Below are 14,676 nucleotides of genomic sequence, written 5' to 3' on the forward strand. Positions count from 1 at the left end.
GGAAGGTACCCACACGCGCAGAACCACGTAGAAGATCCCAGAAGAGCCGATTCGCGAGCGGCGGGCACGGAAGCGGGAATGAGCACCGAACGCACCGAACACATACCTTCGCGGCGAGCCCGGCACCATCCGCTGGCCCCGCCGGCCTGGCTGCTGGGCGGTCTGAAGCCCAGCACCGCCCCGATCCCGTGGGCCGCCGTGGCCCGTGCCTCGGTCGCGATGTCCGTCCCGCTCGCGGTCGGCTTCGCCCTGGACGAGCCCGAATACGGCGCGCTCGCCTCCATGGGCGCCCTCGCCGGGGTCCTCGGCGACACCGCCGACGCCTACCGGATGCGCGTCCTGAACATCGCCGTCCCCCAGGTCGTCGGCGCGGTCGGAGTCGCGCTGGGCACCCTGGTGTACGGCCACGGCTGGCTGGCCGTCGCAGCCCTCACCCTCATCGCCCTCGTCTCCGGGATGATCTCCTCCATCGGCACGGTCGCCTCCGTGTCCGGACTGCTGCTCCTGCTCAACGCCGTGATCGGCGCCGGGCTGCCGCTGCCCGAACCCTGGTGGACGGCACCGCTGCTGCTGACCGCGGGCGGACTGTTCGTCCTCGCGCTGACCCTGCTGGGCTGGCCGCTGCGCGGCCGCCGGCCGGAACGCACCGCCGTCGCCGACACCTACCGGGCGCTGGCCGACGCCCTGGAGGCCGCCGGCGGCCCCGGTGAGGTGTACGAGGAACGCCGTCAGCAGGTCACCCAGGCCATCAACCACGCCTACGACCTCGTGCTCGGCCGCCGGGCCCGGGTGCACGGGCGCAGCCCCACGCTGGTGCGGCTGCTGGCCCAGCTCAACGTGGTGATCCCGCTCGTGGAGGCCGCACCCGCCGCACACCTGCGCGGCCGGCCGCTGCCCCCCGAGATCCCGGCGGCCGTACGGGAACTGGCCGACGCCGTCGAGGAGGGCCGCACCGGGACCCCGCTGCTGGAACTGCCCGCCGCGCACACCCCCGCCGAACGGGCCGTCGACGCGGCCCTGCGCCACGCCGCGAAGATCGTGCACGTCGCCGAACCGGACCTGAACAACGTGGACGACCGCCTCGGCCGGCCCGCCGCGCTGCGGGTCCGGGCCCGGCGGGCGGTACGCGACATGGTGCTGTCCCGGGCCTCCTGGCGGTACGGGCTGCGGCTCGCGCTGTGCATCGGGATCGCGCAGTGCCTCGTATCGGTGATCGAGGTCGAGCGGTCCTACTGGGTCGCGCTGACCGTCACCTTCGTCCTCAAGCCCGACTTCGGCTCGGTCTTCTCCCGGGCCGTGCTGCGCGCGCTCGGCACCGCGGGCGGGCTGGTCATCGCGGCCGCCGTGCTCTCCGAGGTACCGCGCGGCTGGTGGGACGTCCCCGTGATGGTGGTGCTCGCCGGGCTGATCCCCGCCTTCTCCGCCAAGGGGTACGCCTTCCAGACCGCCGCGATCACCCCGGTGATCCTGCTCCTCTCGGACCTGCTCAACCACCAGGGCTTCGACCTGATCCGCCCCCGGCTGGTGGACAGCCTGATCGGCTGCGCCATCACCCTCGTCTTCGGCTACCTGCTGTGGCCCGAGAGCTGGCACACCCGGATCGGGCACCGACTCGCCGACACGGTGGACGACGCCGCCCGCTACGTGGAACGGGCCTTCGCCCCCGTCGCCGACGAGGCCGCGTTCGCCGTGGCACGGACCGCCCGGCTCCAGGCCCGGCGGCGTATCTACCGGGACCTGTCGGGCGTACGCAGCGAGTTCCAGCGGGCGCTGACCGAGCCGCCGCCCACCGGGGCGCGGGCCGCCGCCTGGTGGCCGCTGGTGGTCGCCGTCGAGCGGATCGTGGACGCGACCACCGCCGCCCGGGTCCGGGTCAACCACGGCGCGGCCCCACCCCCCGCCGACGAGGTCGAGTCGATCGCGCGGCAGCTCCACGAGCTGGCGCACCGGGTGCGCAGCAGCACCGTCCCGGTCCGGGTCGACGCGGAGCCGGAGGGCGCGGCGACGAGCGTGCTGGCCCCCGTCCACCAGGAGATCGCGGCGGCCCTGGCCATCGCCCGGCCGGAGTCCTGACCCGCCGCCGTCCCCGCCCGGGACGGGTCCGGGGCCGGTCCGGGACCGGCGTCCCCCGAATGGGTCGCCTCCCGGGCCGGGCGGGGGCGGACGGGGCAGCATCGGAGCATGCGCCGCGTCCCTGCCGTGATGGTCCTCGCCGTACTGCTGGCGGGGTGCGCCGATGTGGAGGGACTGCAGAGCGAGGGCGATCTCGGCACGGTGCACGCCCCGAAGAGCCTGTGGAAGGACATCCGCCCCGACCCGCCCGCCCCGGACCAGAAGCCGGGCACGGCCGCGGTGGTTCCCGGCCTTCCCAAGGTGACGGACCTGAGCATGCGCGGGGTGGACGCGCTGTCCGTCGTACGGGCCGACATCACCTCCTCCGCCGAGCAGGACGGCGGGACCGGCCGGCTCGTCGATCCGCGCGCCGTCCAGCGCCTCGCCCTGTGCACACAGGCTGTGGACGGCGGCCCCGACTGCCCGGTGCGTCCCGGGGTCCTGCACGACCTGACGGGCAACGGCCGGGAGGAGCTCATCACCGCCCTGGACATCGACGGCCGGCTCAGCGAGCTGCGCGTCTACACCGTTCAGGACGACGGGACCATCGCCCGGATCCTGTCCCGGCGCGGGGTGCTGGAGGGCGTGGAGGTGGCCGCGGAGCACCTGGCGGTCCGCGAGCCCACGACGAACCCCGACTACGTGGCCGTCTCCGACTACGTGTGGGACCCGAAGGCCGGGATCATGAACCTGTCCCAGCTCACCCTCGACGACTGCCCGGGTCTGAAGCGGAACCCGGCGGGCGAGGCGGGATCGCGATGCGCGCGCTGAGCAGCCTGCGCTGGAAGATCGCGCTGACCACCACCATGGTGTGCTGCATGGTCGCCCTCGCACTCGGCATCCTGGTGCACAACGTGGTCGCCCGGCAGATGGTCGGGGAGGTCCGCAAGGCCGCCGCCACCGAGCTGGACCACGCCCTGGGCCACTACGAGTACGGCACCGCGCACGGCGACGTGAACGCCGTGTTCGACCCGCCCGACCTCCCCCGGCGACTGCGTGAGCTCGTCGCGAGCGGCCAGACCGGCAGCATCGTCGGAGTGCAGGGAGGAAAGCCCGTCATGTGGGCGGCCGGACCCGCGGACGGCAAGGCCCTCGCGGTCTGGCTGCCCTTCGGGAGCACCCGCGAGCGGCTGCGGGACATCGACACCGCCATCCTCGCCTCCGCGATCCTCGCGGCCGGGCTGGTGGCGCTGGCCGGTCTGTTCCTCGCCGACCGGATCAGCCGCCGGCTCGCGACCACGGCCGCCGTGGCCCGCCGGATCACTGCCGGGGATCTGGACGCCCGGGTGAACTTCCCGCACGAGGGGGACGATGCGGGCCCGCGCGGCTCCCGCGACGAGGTACGGGACGTGGCGCACGCGCTGGACTCGATGGCGAGCTCGCTCCAGGGCCGGCTGGAGGCGGAGAAGCGCTTCACGGCGGACGTCGCGCACGAGCTGCGCACCCCGCTCACCGGTTCGCTGGCCGCGGCGGCGCTGCTGCCCGAGGGCCGCCCCAAGGAGATGATCAACAACCGGCTGAGGGCCCTGCACCTGCTGACCGAGGACCTGCTGGAGATCTCCCGGCTGGACTCGGGCGTCGAACGCGCCGACCTCGCCCGGGTGGAGCTCGGCCGGGCGGTGGAGCGGGCCGTCGCCGCGGCCGCCGGAGGGAGCGGGGCCGCGCCCGAGGGCGAGCCGGCCGCCTCGGTACGGGTCGTCCAGGACATGGTGGTGGTCACCGACCGGCGGCGGCTGGACCGGATCCTGGCCAACCTGCTGGTCAACGCCGGCAAACACGGCCGGCCGCCGGTCGAGGTGACCGTGGAGGGCCCGGTGGTGGTGGTCCGCGACCACGGACCCGGCTACCCGCCCGAACTCATCGAGCAGGGCCCGCAGCGGTTCCGTACCGGGGACCCGGGCCGCGGGCGCGGTCACGGACTGGGCCTCACGATCGTGATGGGGCAGGCGGCCGTGCTGGAGATCGCGGTGGGCTTCGCCAACGCGCCCGACGGGGGCGCGGTGACGACGCTCCGGCTCCCCGTCGGCAGGGTGCCGCCAGGGGATTGAGCGGTTTTGCACGAAACGAGCGGATCCGGTGCCCGTGGGGTGTGTTTCACGTGAAACACACCCCACGGGTCAACTGGTCCGGTCAGACACCGATGTTGCGGCCGTCCTTGCGCCAGACGGACACGACCGCCGGGCGGACGATCTTGCCCGGGCCGTCGGGCCACACCGACTGCGGCTTCTCGACGGAGGCGCCGTCGATCTCGCCCGGGTGCTGGACGGAGACCAGGACGCGCTTGTCCTGGACGAGCGGGCCGCAGGTCTCGGCGCCGCGCGGAACGGTCAGGAACTGCTTCAGCTCACCGCGGCGCTCACCGGCCGTCGCGACGCCGAACAGGCCGTCGTGGGAGCCGAGCTGGTTGCCGTCGGTGGAGATCCACAGGTTGCCGTGCGGGTCGAAGGCCACGTTGTCCGGGCAGGAGATCGGGCTGACCTTGTCCTTCGGGAAGCCCGCGAAGTAGGTGGCCGGGTCGTTCGGGTCACCGGCGACCAGGAAGAGCCGCCAGGCGAAACCGTCGCCCGCCGGGTCGTCGAAGTTCTCGGCGAGCTCCAGGATCTGGCCGTGCTTGTTCAGGTTGCGCGGGTTGGCCTCGGTGGGGCCTTCCTTGCCGGGCTTGCCGCGGTCGGTGTTGTTGGTCAGCGCGATGTAGACGCGACCGGTGCGCGGGGAGGGCTCGACGTCCTCGGGACGGTCCATCTTGGTCGCGCCCACCTTGTCGGCGGCCTGGCGCGTGAAGACGTACACCTCTTCGGCGGTCATGCCCTCGACGTGCGAGACGTTGCCGGTGGCCAGCTTGATCCAGACGCCGGAGCCGTCGAACTCGCCGTCGGAGGGGTGCTTGCCGGTGCCGTCGATCTCGGCGGCCGGGGAGTCACCGGTGAGCTTGGCGACGTAGAGGGTGCCCTCGTCGAGCAGCGTGAGGTTGTGCTCCTTCGCCGCGCGGGAGTTGCCCTTCTTCATCTGCTTCGACGAGACGAACTTGTAGAAGTAGTCGAAGCGCTCGTCGTCGCCCATGTAGACGACCGGACGGCCGTCCTCGGTCAGGCGGGGCTGCGCGGCCTCGTGCTTGAAGCGGCCGAGGGCGGTGCGCTTGCGCGGGACGGAGTTCGGGTCGTACGGGTCCAGCTCGACGACCCAGCCGAAGCGGTGCGACTCGTTGGGCTCCTGGGCCACGTCGAAGCGCTTGTCGAACCGCTCCCACTTGCGCTCGGTGGCGCCGGTGGTCATGCCGTAGCGCTTCAGGCGGGCGGCCTGGGTCGGGTCGGTGACCTGTCCGGCGTTGGCGAAGTACTGGTTGAAGTTCTCCTCGCCGTGGAGGGTGGTGCCCCACGGGGTGGTGCCGCCGGCGCAGTTGTTGAGCGTGCCGAACACCTTGGTGCCGGTGGCGTCGACGGAGGTCTTCAGCAGGCTGCTGCCCGCGGCCGGGCCCGTCAGCCGGAACTCGCTGGTGGCGGTCAGCCGGCGGTTGAGCTGGTGGCGGCTGATCGCGGTCAGCTTGCCGCTGCGGTGGTCCTCCTGGACGGCGACCACGGACAGGCCGTGCGCGGCCCAGGCGATCTCGACCTGCTCGCGGGTCGGGTTGGCCGGGTCGTACGCCTTGAACATGAGGTTCTCGTCCGTGTACTCGTGGTTGGCCACGAGCAGCTGCTGGCGTTCGTAGTCGCCGCCGAGCGGGAGAAGGCTCAGGAAGTCGTTGTTGTAGCCGAACTGACCGGCCTGCGCGGCGGCCGTCTGCTTGTCGGGGTTGAAGCCCGGGGCGCCCTTGACGATCGGGTCGCCCCAGCGGATCACCAGGTTCTGCTCGTGGCCCTCGGGGATGGTGACCTTGTCGTCGGTGTTCGGCGCGACGGCCTTGAAGCGCAGACCGCGGGCGGCCTCGCCGCCCTTGCCCGCGGCGGCCGCGGCGGCATCGGCGGAGGGGGTGGCGTGGGCGGTCTGGCCCGAGCCGCCGAGCGCCACGGCGGAACCGGCGGCGGTGGCGACCGTCACGACGGCGGCGGAGCGCAGCATCGCGCGGCGCGAGTAGGCACGGGCTATGACATCGCCGACGTACTCGTTGTCGCTGGTGTTCGGCACCTCGTGGAAGCAGGCGTCGCCACAGCGGTAACGACAGGTGAGAGCGGACCGGCCGCTCCCATGCGGGTTGCCGATGAACGGCAGAAGCTTGCGCACGAGTGTCCTCCGAGTAGCTGCGTGGGCCCCGACAACGCGTCGGTACGATCCAGCCGCGACGGTAGGCCCGGGTTGCGCCGAAGCGGCGGCGCGGGGATGAACGGTCGGTGAACCCGGCACGTCGGAGCGGCAGTTCACGGAGCGTGTGCGGGTGTGTGGGAGCCGGGCGCCACGAAAGGCGCCCCTGCCGAAGATCCAGCCGGGCGGCCGATAACCTTACGTGTCCACTCTGGGCAGGGATCATCCGCGCAGCACGGACAAATGACGCACGCACACATGCGAAAGGCCTGGCCCATGGGTATTCGGAGCTTGTTGCGCAAGGTATTCGGACGGTCCGCGGAATCCGTTCAGGAGACTACGGACACCCCTTCGGCCGCCGTCCCGAACCAGGCGGAACGGACCCCTCTGGACGTCGCCGCCGAACTGGTGGCGGCGTCCTTCGACAACCCGACGGTTCCCCCGCAATCCACCCCGCGTGACCGCGAACCGGGCACGGTCCTCACCGCCCCCGCCCCGGCGGCGGACCCCACGGTCCCGGAAGCCCGCCGCGCGCCTGCGGCGAAGCCCGGCGGCGAATCCCCCACGCCGACGGCGGAGCCGTCCCCTCCGGCGAAGGCCACCACCGCCGCCGAGCCGGCCGCCGCCGAGGCCGCCGCCCCGGAGGCGGACACCACCGCCGCCCCGGAGCAGGCCGACGCCGAGGCCCCGGCCGCCGCTCAGGCGGAGCCCGAGGCCGAGGACACCCCTGCGGCGGAGCCGACCCCGTCGGCAGCCGCCGACGCGGACGCACCGCAGGCGCAGGACGAGCCCGTGGCCGAGCCGGAGGCCGAGCCGGCCGCCGCCGAGGCCACCGCCCCGGAGGCGGACACCACCGCCGCCCCGGAGCAGACGGACGCGGACGCGCCGCAGGCGCAGGACGAGCCCGTGGCCGAGCCGGAGGCCGAGCCGGCCGCCGCTGCGGAGCACACCGACGCGGCCGAGCCGCAGGCCGAGGCCTCCGCCGGAGCGCCCGCCGCCGCGGACCTGCCCGAGGCCGAGGACGCCCCCGCGGCGGAGCCGGCGCAGGCGCAGGACGAGCCCGTGGCCGAGCCCGACACCGCGCCGGAGGCCGAGCCGGCCGCCGCCGAGGCCACGGCGCCGGAGGCGGACACCACCGCCGCCGCGGAGCAGACGGACGCGGACGCGCCGCAGGCGCAGGAGCAGGCCGGGGCCGCGACGGGGGCGGCCGCCGTGCGGCGGCGGGCTCCCGAGGTCGCCGGGGCCTACAAGGCCGCCGGGCAGGTGCTGCGGGGCAAGGGGAAGGCCGGGGCCCGGGCCAAGGTGTACCTCGTGCTGGACCGGTCCGGGTCGATGCGCGGGTTCTACAAGGACGGCAGCGCCCAGTACCTCGCCGACCACGCCCTCGCCCTCGCCGCGCACCTCGACGGCGCGGCGACCGTGCACACCGTGTTCTTCTCCACCGAGGTGGACGGCACCGCCGACCTGGCCCTCGACGGTTACGACGCCGCCTGGGTCGAGGCCCGCCACGCCGAGCTCGGCCGGATGGGCCGCACCAGCTACCACGTGGCCGTCGAGGCCGTCCTGGAGCGCTACCAGAAGGACGGCGGCGAGGGTCCGGCCCTGGTCGTCTTCCAGACCGACGGCGCCCCCGACAACCGCCAGCCCGCCCGCCAGGCACTGGCCGACGCCGCCACCACCGCTCCGGAGATCCACTGGCAGTTCGTGGCCTTCGGTGACCACGACGCCAAGGCCTTCGACTTCCTGCGCAAGCTGGACGCCGAGAACGCCGGGTTCTTCCACGCCGGTCCCGCCCCCACCGAGCTGACCTCGTCGGCTCTCCTCAAGGGCGTTCTCGACCGGTTCTGACACCGGTCCGCCGCATCGGCCGCACACGGCGAAGGGCCCGGGATCCTCGGATCCCGGGCCCTTCGACCGTCAGTGCCCCAGTGCGTCAGTGCGTCGGCACTCGGCGCCTCAGCGCGCCGCGTCCGGGTGGACGGCCTCGCTGACGGGGCGCTCCGCCGCGGCCGCCTTCGTCTCGACCGGCTTGCGCAGGGCGATGTTCAGCTCGCGCAGACGGGCCTCCTCCAGCACCGTCGGCGCGCCCATCATCAGGTCCTGCGCGTTGCCGTTCAGCGGGAAGGCGATGGTCTCGCGGATGTTCGGCTCGTCGGCCAGCAGCATCACGATGCGGTCCACGCCCGGGGCGATGCCACCGTGCGGCGGCGCGCCCAGGCGGAACGCGCGCAGCATGCCCGCGAACTCGCGCTCGACGGTCTCGGCCTCGTAACCGGCGATCTCGAAGGCCTTCAGCATGACCTCGGGCTCGTGGTTGCGGATGGCGCCGGAGGACAGCTCGATGCCGTTGCAGACGATGTCGTACTGCCAGGCCAGGATGTCGAGCGGGTCCTTCTCCTCCAGGTCCTTCATGCCGCCCTGCGGCATGGAGAAGGGGTTGTGCGAGAAGTCGATCTTGCCGGTCTCCTCGTCCTTCTCGTACATCGGGAAGTCGACGATCCAGCAGAACCGGAAGACGTTCTCCTCGAAGTGGCCGGCGCGCTTGGCGGCCTCGACGCGGACGCCGGACATGATCTTGGAGACCTCGTCGAACTCACCCGCGCCGAAGAACACGGCGTGGCCGGGGACCAGGCCCAGGCGCTCGGTGAGGACCTTGACGTTCTCCTCGGTGAGGAACTTGGCGATCGGGCCGGTCAGCCCGCCGTCCTCGCCCACGCGGACCCAGGCCAGGCCCTTGGCGCCCAGCGAGATCGCGTACTCGCCGAGGCCGTCGAAGAACTTGCGCGGCTGCGCGGCGGTGTCCGGGACGGCCAGGGCACGCACGTGCTTGCCGGCGAACGCCTTGAACTCCGAGCCCTCGAACACGTCGGTGATGTCGACGAGCTCCAGCTTGGCGCGCAGGTCGGGCTTGTCGTTGCCGTACTTCAGCATCGACTCGCGGAACGGGATCCGCGGGAACGGCGAGGTGACCTCGCGGCCGTTGCCGAACTCGGTGAAGAGCTCGGTCATCAGGCGCTCGATCGGCTGGAAGACGTCCTCCTGCTCGACGAAGGACATCTCCACGTCGAGCTGGTAGAACTCGCCCGGCGAGCGGTCGGCGCGGGCGTCCTCGTCGCGGAAGCAGGGCGCGATCTGGAAGTAGCGGTCGAAGCCGGAGATCATCAGCAGCTGCTTGAACTGCTGCGGGGCCTGCGGCAGGGCGTAGAACTTGCCCGGGTTCAGGCGGGACGGCACGACGAAGTCACGGGCGCCCTCGGGGGAGGTCGCGGTGAGGATCGGCGTCGCCATCTCGTTGAAGCCGAGGGCGACCATCTTCGAGCGGATCGACGCGATGACGGCCGAGCGCAGCATGATGTTGCGGTGCATGCGCTCGCGGCGCAGGTCGAGGAAGCGGTACTCCAGGCGCCGCTCCTCGTTCACCCCGTCGTCGGTGTTGATCGTGAACGGCAGCGGGGCGGCCGCGCCGAGCACCTCGACCGCGGAGACCTCGATCTCGATCTCGCCGGTCGGCAGCTCCGGGTTGACGTTGTCGGCGCCGCGGGAGACGACCTTGCCGTCGATGCGGACGACCGTCTCCTTGGTGACGCTGCTGAGCGCCTCGTTCGCCGCGGTGCCGGGCCGGGCGACCAGCTGCGTGATGCCGTAGTGGTCGCGCAGATCGATGAAGAGGATGCCGCCCAGGTCTCGACGGTTGTGCAGCCAGCCGCTCAGCCGGACGTCGGCGGCGACGTCAGAAGCGCGGAGCTCGCCGCAGGTGTGGGACCTGTACCGATGCATCAGTCATCCAGTTCTACGCGATACCAGGGTGGATTCAACCGTCCCAAGGTTACCGTCCGGGAAGGTGACGGGTCGGGCACTCCCTCCAGCCTGGGCAAATGCGTCCGCCGGTCGGGGCGAACAGGCACGTAACGGATATGACCTGTAAAGATGGCCGGGTGCGCACCGAGGACGTTCTGGCCGCCATTGCGACCGGCCTGTGGCGATGGGACAACGCCTCCGGGACGGTCACCCTCGACGGCGAGGCCGCCCGGCTCCTCGGGCTGCCCGCCGAACCGGCGGTGCTGCCGGAGGTCGCCGTGCGGTCCCGTTTCCACCCGGTGGACTGGAACGAGATCAACGGGATCGTGAACCTGGCCGTCGCCGAGGGCACGCTCGCCGAGGCCCGGCTGCGGATCATGGACGTGGACGGCCGGGTGCTGCGGACCGTGCGCAGCCGCTCCAAACCGGTGGCGAACCGGACGGCCGACGGGACCGCGGACTACGAGCTGATCGGCACGATCCAGGAGATCGCCGAGCCCCAGCCCGGCACCACGGCCGCGCACACCCCCATCACCGGCGACTGGCGGCGCTCCCGCGAGGCCTTCCTGCTCGACGCGGGGCGCGCGCTGGCGGAGGCCCGGTCCACGGCCGAGGTGCTGCGCGTCGCCGCCTCGCTGTCCATGCCCGGTTTCAGCCCGGACGGGCTGGCCGTCTTCGGCGTGGCCGGGGACCGGTTGTCGGTCATCGGGCACCACGGGCACGACCCCGGGGACGAGGGCCTGTTCTCCGACATGCCGCTGGACACGAACTACCCGGCCGCGGAGGTCGTCCGCACCGGCCGGGCGATCTACCTGCCCACCCCCGAGGACTACAAGAGGCGCTTTCCGGCCGCCTGGCCGCTCGCCCGGCGCTTCGAGCGGGTCTCCTGGGCCTTCCTGCCGCTGATCGTGGCCGGGCGGACCATGGGCGCCTGGATGGCCGCCTTCAAGCACCCGGCGTCCTTCTCGCCCGACGAGCGGTCCGTCCTGACCACCGTGGCCCGGATGCTGGCCCAGGCGCTCCAGCGCGCCGTGGTGGCCGAGTCCGAGCGGGAGCTCACCACCGGCCTGCAGCGGTCGATGATGCCGCAGCTGGGCCCGGAGATCCCCGGCATGCGGATCGCGGCCCGCTACGTCCCGACGGGCGGCGGGCTGCAGGTCGGCGGCGACTGGTACGACATGATCCCGCTGCCGTCGGGCAGGTTCGCGCTGGTCATCGGCGACGTGCAGGGCCACGACGTGCGCGCGGCCGGGCTGATGGGCCAGCTGCGGATCGCCGTACGGGCGTACGCGTCCGAGGGCCACCGGCCGGACGCGGTGCTCTCGCGCGCCTCCCGTTTCCTGGCCGGGCTGTGCTCCTCGCCGGAGTCCGACCCGTACCAGGACGACGGCGGCGGACGGGACTCCGACTCCGACTTCCTGAGCCCGCGGTTCGCGACCTGCCTGTACGTGGAGTGCGATCCCCGGACCGGCATGCTGGAGGTGGCCCGCGCCGGCCACCCCGATCCCGCGATCCGGATGGCCGACGGCACCGTCCTGATGCGCCCCACCGCGGGCGGGCTGCCGCTGGGGATCGACCCCGACACCGACTACCCCACCACCCGGTTCACCCTGGAGCCGGGCGAGACGATGATGCTCTGCACCGACGGGCTCATCGAGACCGGCGGGCACGACCTGGACACCGGCTGGGCACGGCTGCGGGCGGTCCTGGAGTCCGACGCGCACGAGCACGAGCCCGCCCACGATCCGCAGGGCCCGGCCGGGCACCTCGCGCCCCCGCACCTCGAAAGACTGGCCGACCTGCTGGTCCAGGCCGTGCACGGGCCGTCCTCGCACCACACCACCGGCCCGCTCGCCGACCGCCGCGAGGACGACATAGCCGTCGTCCTGCTGTGCCGCGAGAGCGTCGACCGCGGCGCCGGCACCGCGCTGCCGCACCCGGCCCGCCCCCTGCGCCGCACCGTACTGACCGTGGCGCAGGCGGAGCCCGAACGGATCGCGGGCGCGCGGCAGCAGATCCGCGAGCTGCTGCACGACTGGGCCGATCCCGACCAGGTGGACTCGGCGGTGCTGATGGTCTCCGAGATGGTGACGAACGTCCTCACGCACACCGACGGCGACGCCCTGCTGGTCGCGGAGGCGGTCGGCGAGCTGGGCACGCGCCGGCTGCGCGTCGAGGTCGCGGACGGCAGCGACGAGCTCCCGCACAAGCGGCAGCCGGGTGAGATGTCCTCCAGCGGCCGCGGGGTGCTGCTGATGGAGATGCTGGCCGACGCGTGGGGCGTGGACCCGCGGGGCGAGGGCAAGTCGATCTGGTTCGAGCTGCACGAGCAGTCGAAGACGGACGCCGACCAGGTGTTCTGACGCGGGCGCGCGGCGCGGCAGGGTGTGATGGGATGCAGCGGTGTCCCCTGTCCCGGATCGTCTCCTGCCCGAGGCCGTACGGCGGCTCGCCGCCTGGTGCGGCGTCGTCCTGCTCGTCACCGCGGTCCTCGCCGTCGGGGTATGGCTGTGCACCGTGTTCGAGTCCGTCGTGACGCCCGTGCTGCTGGCCGTGCTCGGTACGGCGCTGCTCGGTCCGATGCACCGGCGCCTGGTCCGCATGAGGATGAACCGCTCGCTGGCCGCGGCCCTGACCTGCCTCGCCGTGGTCGCCGTCGTCGGCGGGGCCGCGTACGTCGTCGTCCTCGCGCTCATCGAGACCGGCGGCGAGATCCTGGACTCGCTGCGGCGGGCCGGCGAGATGGTCTCCGAGCACTTCGGGGCGGTGGGCACCTCGCTGGAGGACATCGCCGCGAACTCCAAGGACCTGCTCGCGAAGTTCGGCGGAACGGCCGCCTCGGGCGTGGTCTCGGGACTCAGCGTGGTGGGCTCGCTGATCGCGATGGTGCTGCTCGCCCTGGTGCTGATCTTCTTCTTCCTGCGCGACTCCGACCGGGCCGTGGGAACCCTGCGCTCCGTCGTCCCGAGCGGCTCGGGCGACCTGATGGAGGCCATGGGACGGCGTGCCTACGAGGCCGTCGAGGGCTTCATGCGCGGGACCACCTTCGTGGCCCTGGTGGACGCCGTGCTGATCGGCGCGGGTCTGCTGGTCCTCGACGTGCCGGGTGCGCTGGGGCTGGCCGCCCTGGTCTTCGTGACGGCCTACATCCCCTACCTCGGGGCCATCCTGTCGGGCGCCGTGGCCGTCCTCGTGACCTTCGCCGACCGGGGCTGGGTCATCGGCCTGTGGGCGCTGGGCCTGGTGCTGCTGGTCCAGATGATCGAGGGCTACGTACTGCAGCCCGTGGTGCAGAGCCGCACGGTGCAGATGCACCCGGCCGTGGTGATGCTGGCCATCACCGCCGGGGCGAGCGTCGCCGGGATCCTGGGGATGCTGCTGGCGGTGCCGCTGACCGCGGCCGTGTTCGGGGTGATCTCAGAACTGCGGGCCCGGTACGCCGCCGATGCGGCGCCCGGGCCCGTGGATCCGGCGTAGCGGACCGCGGGTTCGGTCCTGGTCCGCCGGGTCAGTCCTGGTCGGCCTCACCCGCGCCGCGGTGGCCGAGGCCGGTGCGCGCCGTGGTGGGGATGCGGCCCAGCCGGCCCGCCTGGAAGTCGTCGAAGGCCTGCTGCAGCTCGTGCTTGCTGTTCATCACGAACGGCCCGTAGTGCGCCATCGGCTCCCGGATCGGACGTCCGCCGAGCAGCACGATCTCCAGGTCCGGGGCGTTCGAGTCCTGGGACGCGTCCGCCCGCACCGTGAGCGAGCCGCCTTCGCCGAAGACGGCCGTCTGGCCCGTCTGCACGGGCCTGCGGTCCTCGCCGACGGACCCGCGCCCGGCCATCACGTACGCCAGGGCGTTGAAGTCCTCGCGCCACGGCAGGGTGATCTGCGCGCCCGGCGAGACGGTCGCGTGGATCATCGTGATCGGCGTGTGGGTGATGCCCGGGCCCTGGTGGCCGTCCAGCTCACCGGCGATGACGCGGAGCAGGGAGCCGCCGTCCGGGGTGGTCAGCAGCTGCACCTGGCCGCCGCCGATGTCCTGGTAGCGCGGGGGCATCATCTTGTCGGAGGCCGGGAGGTTCACCCAAAGCTGGAGGCCGTGGAACAGCCCGCCGGACACGACGAGGGACTCCGGCGGAGCCTCGATGTGCAGGAGGCCCGAACCCGCGGTCATCCACTGGGTGTCGCCGCCGTTGATGACTCCGCCGCCGCCGTTGCTGTCCTGGTGGACGAAGGTTCCGTCGATCAGGTACGTGACGGTCTCGAAGCCGCGGTGCGGGTGCCAGGGGGTTCCCTTCGGCTCGCCGGGCGCGTACTCCACCTCACCCATCTGGTCCATCATGATGAACGGGTCGAGGTACTGGTAGTTGATCCCGGCGAACGCGCGGCGCACCGGGAATCCCTCACCCTCGAACCCACCGGGAGCGGAGACGACGGCCAGCACCTTGCGCGGGACGGCGGCCTGCGGCTCGGCCACACGCGGAAGGGTCAACGGGTTCTCAACAGTCACTGCGGGCATGGTCAGGACCTCCTTCTGCGTCGAGT

At 72.7% G+C, this 14,676-nt stretch carries 9 protein-coding genes; 6 read left to right on the forward strand and 3 right to left on the reverse strand.

What is annotated here, in order from left to right; translation table 11 throughout:
• The first annotated feature begins 78 nt into the window (after positions 1-78).
• The 3 genes from Sspor_RS21515 to Sspor_RS21525 all read left to right on the forward strand — a co-directional run bounded on the left by Sspor_RS21515 (position 79) and on the right by Sspor_RS21525 (position 4,160).
• Positions 79-2,073, forward strand: coding sequence for an FUSC family protein (locus Sspor_RS21515; protein WP_202200594.1), 1,995 nt, complete (start codon positions 79-81; stop codon positions 2,071-2,073).
• Between the two features lie 108 nt (positions 2,074-2,181).
• Positions 2,182-2,883: a hypothetical protein gene (locus Sspor_RS21520; protein WP_237403958.1), complete on the forward strand. Its 702-nt coding sequence runs from the start codon at positions 2,182-2,184 to the stop codon at positions 2,881-2,883.
• Positions 2,871-4,160 carry a sensor histidine kinase gene (locus Sspor_RS21525; protein ID WP_202200595.1) on the forward strand — a complete coding sequence of 430 codons (1,290 nt, stop codon included), beginning with the start codon at positions 2,871-2,873 and terminating at the stop codon, positions 4,158-4,160. The genes Sspor_RS21520 and Sspor_RS21525 overlap by 13 nt, the downstream gene beginning before the upstream one ends.
• An 82-nt stretch (positions 4,161-4,242) precedes the next feature.
• Here Sspor_RS21525 and Sspor_RS21530 read toward each other — a convergent pair whose 3' ends face one another.
• Positions 4,243-6,330 carry a PhoX family protein gene (locus Sspor_RS21530; protein ID WP_202200596.1) on the reverse strand — a complete coding sequence of 696 codons (2,088 nt, stop codon included), beginning with the start codon at positions 6,328-6,330 and terminating at the stop codon, positions 4,243-4,245.
• Between the two features lie 312 nt (positions 6,331-6,642).
• Here Sspor_RS21530 and Sspor_RS21535 point away from each other — a divergent pair, with 312 nt between their 5' ends.
• Positions 6,643-8,196: a VWA domain-containing protein gene (locus Sspor_RS21535; protein WP_308445547.1), complete on the forward strand. Its 1,554-nt coding sequence runs from the start codon at positions 6,643-6,645 to the stop codon at positions 8,194-8,196.
• Positions 8,197-8,304: 108 nt separating this feature from the next.
• Here the strand turns inward: Sspor_RS21535 and aspS are convergent, their stop codons facing one another.
• Positions 8,305-10,125 (reverse strand): aspartate--tRNA ligase, encoded by a 1,821-nt coding sequence (gene aspS / locus Sspor_RS21540; RefSeq protein WP_202200598.1) that lies wholly within the window; start codon positions 10,123-10,125, stop codon positions 8,305-8,307.
• A gap of 158 nt (positions 10,126-10,283) precedes the next feature.
• Here aspS and Sspor_RS21545 point away from each other — a divergent pair, with 158 nt between their 5' ends.
• Together Sspor_RS21545 and Sspor_RS21550 are read left to right on the forward strand one after the other, a co-directional pair.
• Positions 10,284-12,509 (forward strand): SpoIIE family protein phosphatase, encoded by a 2,226-nt coding sequence (locus tag Sspor_RS21545; protein ID WP_202200599.1) that lies wholly within the window; start codon positions 10,284-10,286, stop codon positions 12,507-12,509.
• Positions 12,510-12,549: 40 nt separating this feature from the next.
• Positions 12,550-13,623: an AI-2E family transporter gene (locus Sspor_RS21550; protein ID WP_202200600.1), complete on the forward strand. Its 1,074-nt coding sequence runs from the start codon at positions 12,550-12,552 to the stop codon at positions 13,621-13,623.
• Positions 13,624-13,654: 31 nt separating this feature from the next.
• Here Sspor_RS21550 and Sspor_RS21555 read toward each other — a convergent pair whose 3' ends face one another.
• On the reverse strand, positions 13,655-14,650 hold the full coding sequence (locus Sspor_RS21555; RefSeq protein ID WP_202200601.1) for a pirin family protein: 996 nt from the start codon (positions 14,648-14,650) through the stop codon (positions 13,655-13,657).
• Between the last annotated feature and the right edge of the window lie 26 nt (positions 14,651-14,676).

The organism is Streptomyces spororaveus, assembly GCF_016755875.1.
In the GTDB taxonomy this organism is placed as follows: Bacteria; Actinomycetota; Actinomycetes; order Streptomycetales; family Streptomycetaceae; genus Streptomyces; species Streptomyces spororaveus.

What these genes read in the sequence shown, in the direction of transcription:
- Sspor_RS21515 (WP_202200594.1), top strand. Translation starts at nt 79, where the DNA reads ATGAGCACCGAACGCACCGAACACATACCTTCGCGGCGAGCCCGGCAC.
- aspS (WP_202200598.1), bottom strand. Translation starts at nt 10,125, where the DNA reads ATGCATCGGTACAGGTCCCACACCTGCGGCGAGCTCCGCGCTTCTGAC.
- Sspor_RS21555 (WP_202200601.1), bottom strand. Translation starts at nt 14,650, where the DNA reads ATGCCCGCAGTGACTGTTGAGAACCCGTTGACCCTTCCGCGTGTGGCC.
- Sspor_RS21520 (WP_237403958.1), top strand. Translation starts at nt 2,182, where the DNA reads ATGCGCCGCGTCCCTGCCGTGATGGTCCTCGCCGTACTGCTGGCGGGG.
- Sspor_RS21525 (WP_202200595.1), top strand. Translation starts at nt 2,871, where the DNA reads ATGCGCGCGCTGAGCAGCCTGCGCTGGAAGATCGCGCTGACCACCACC.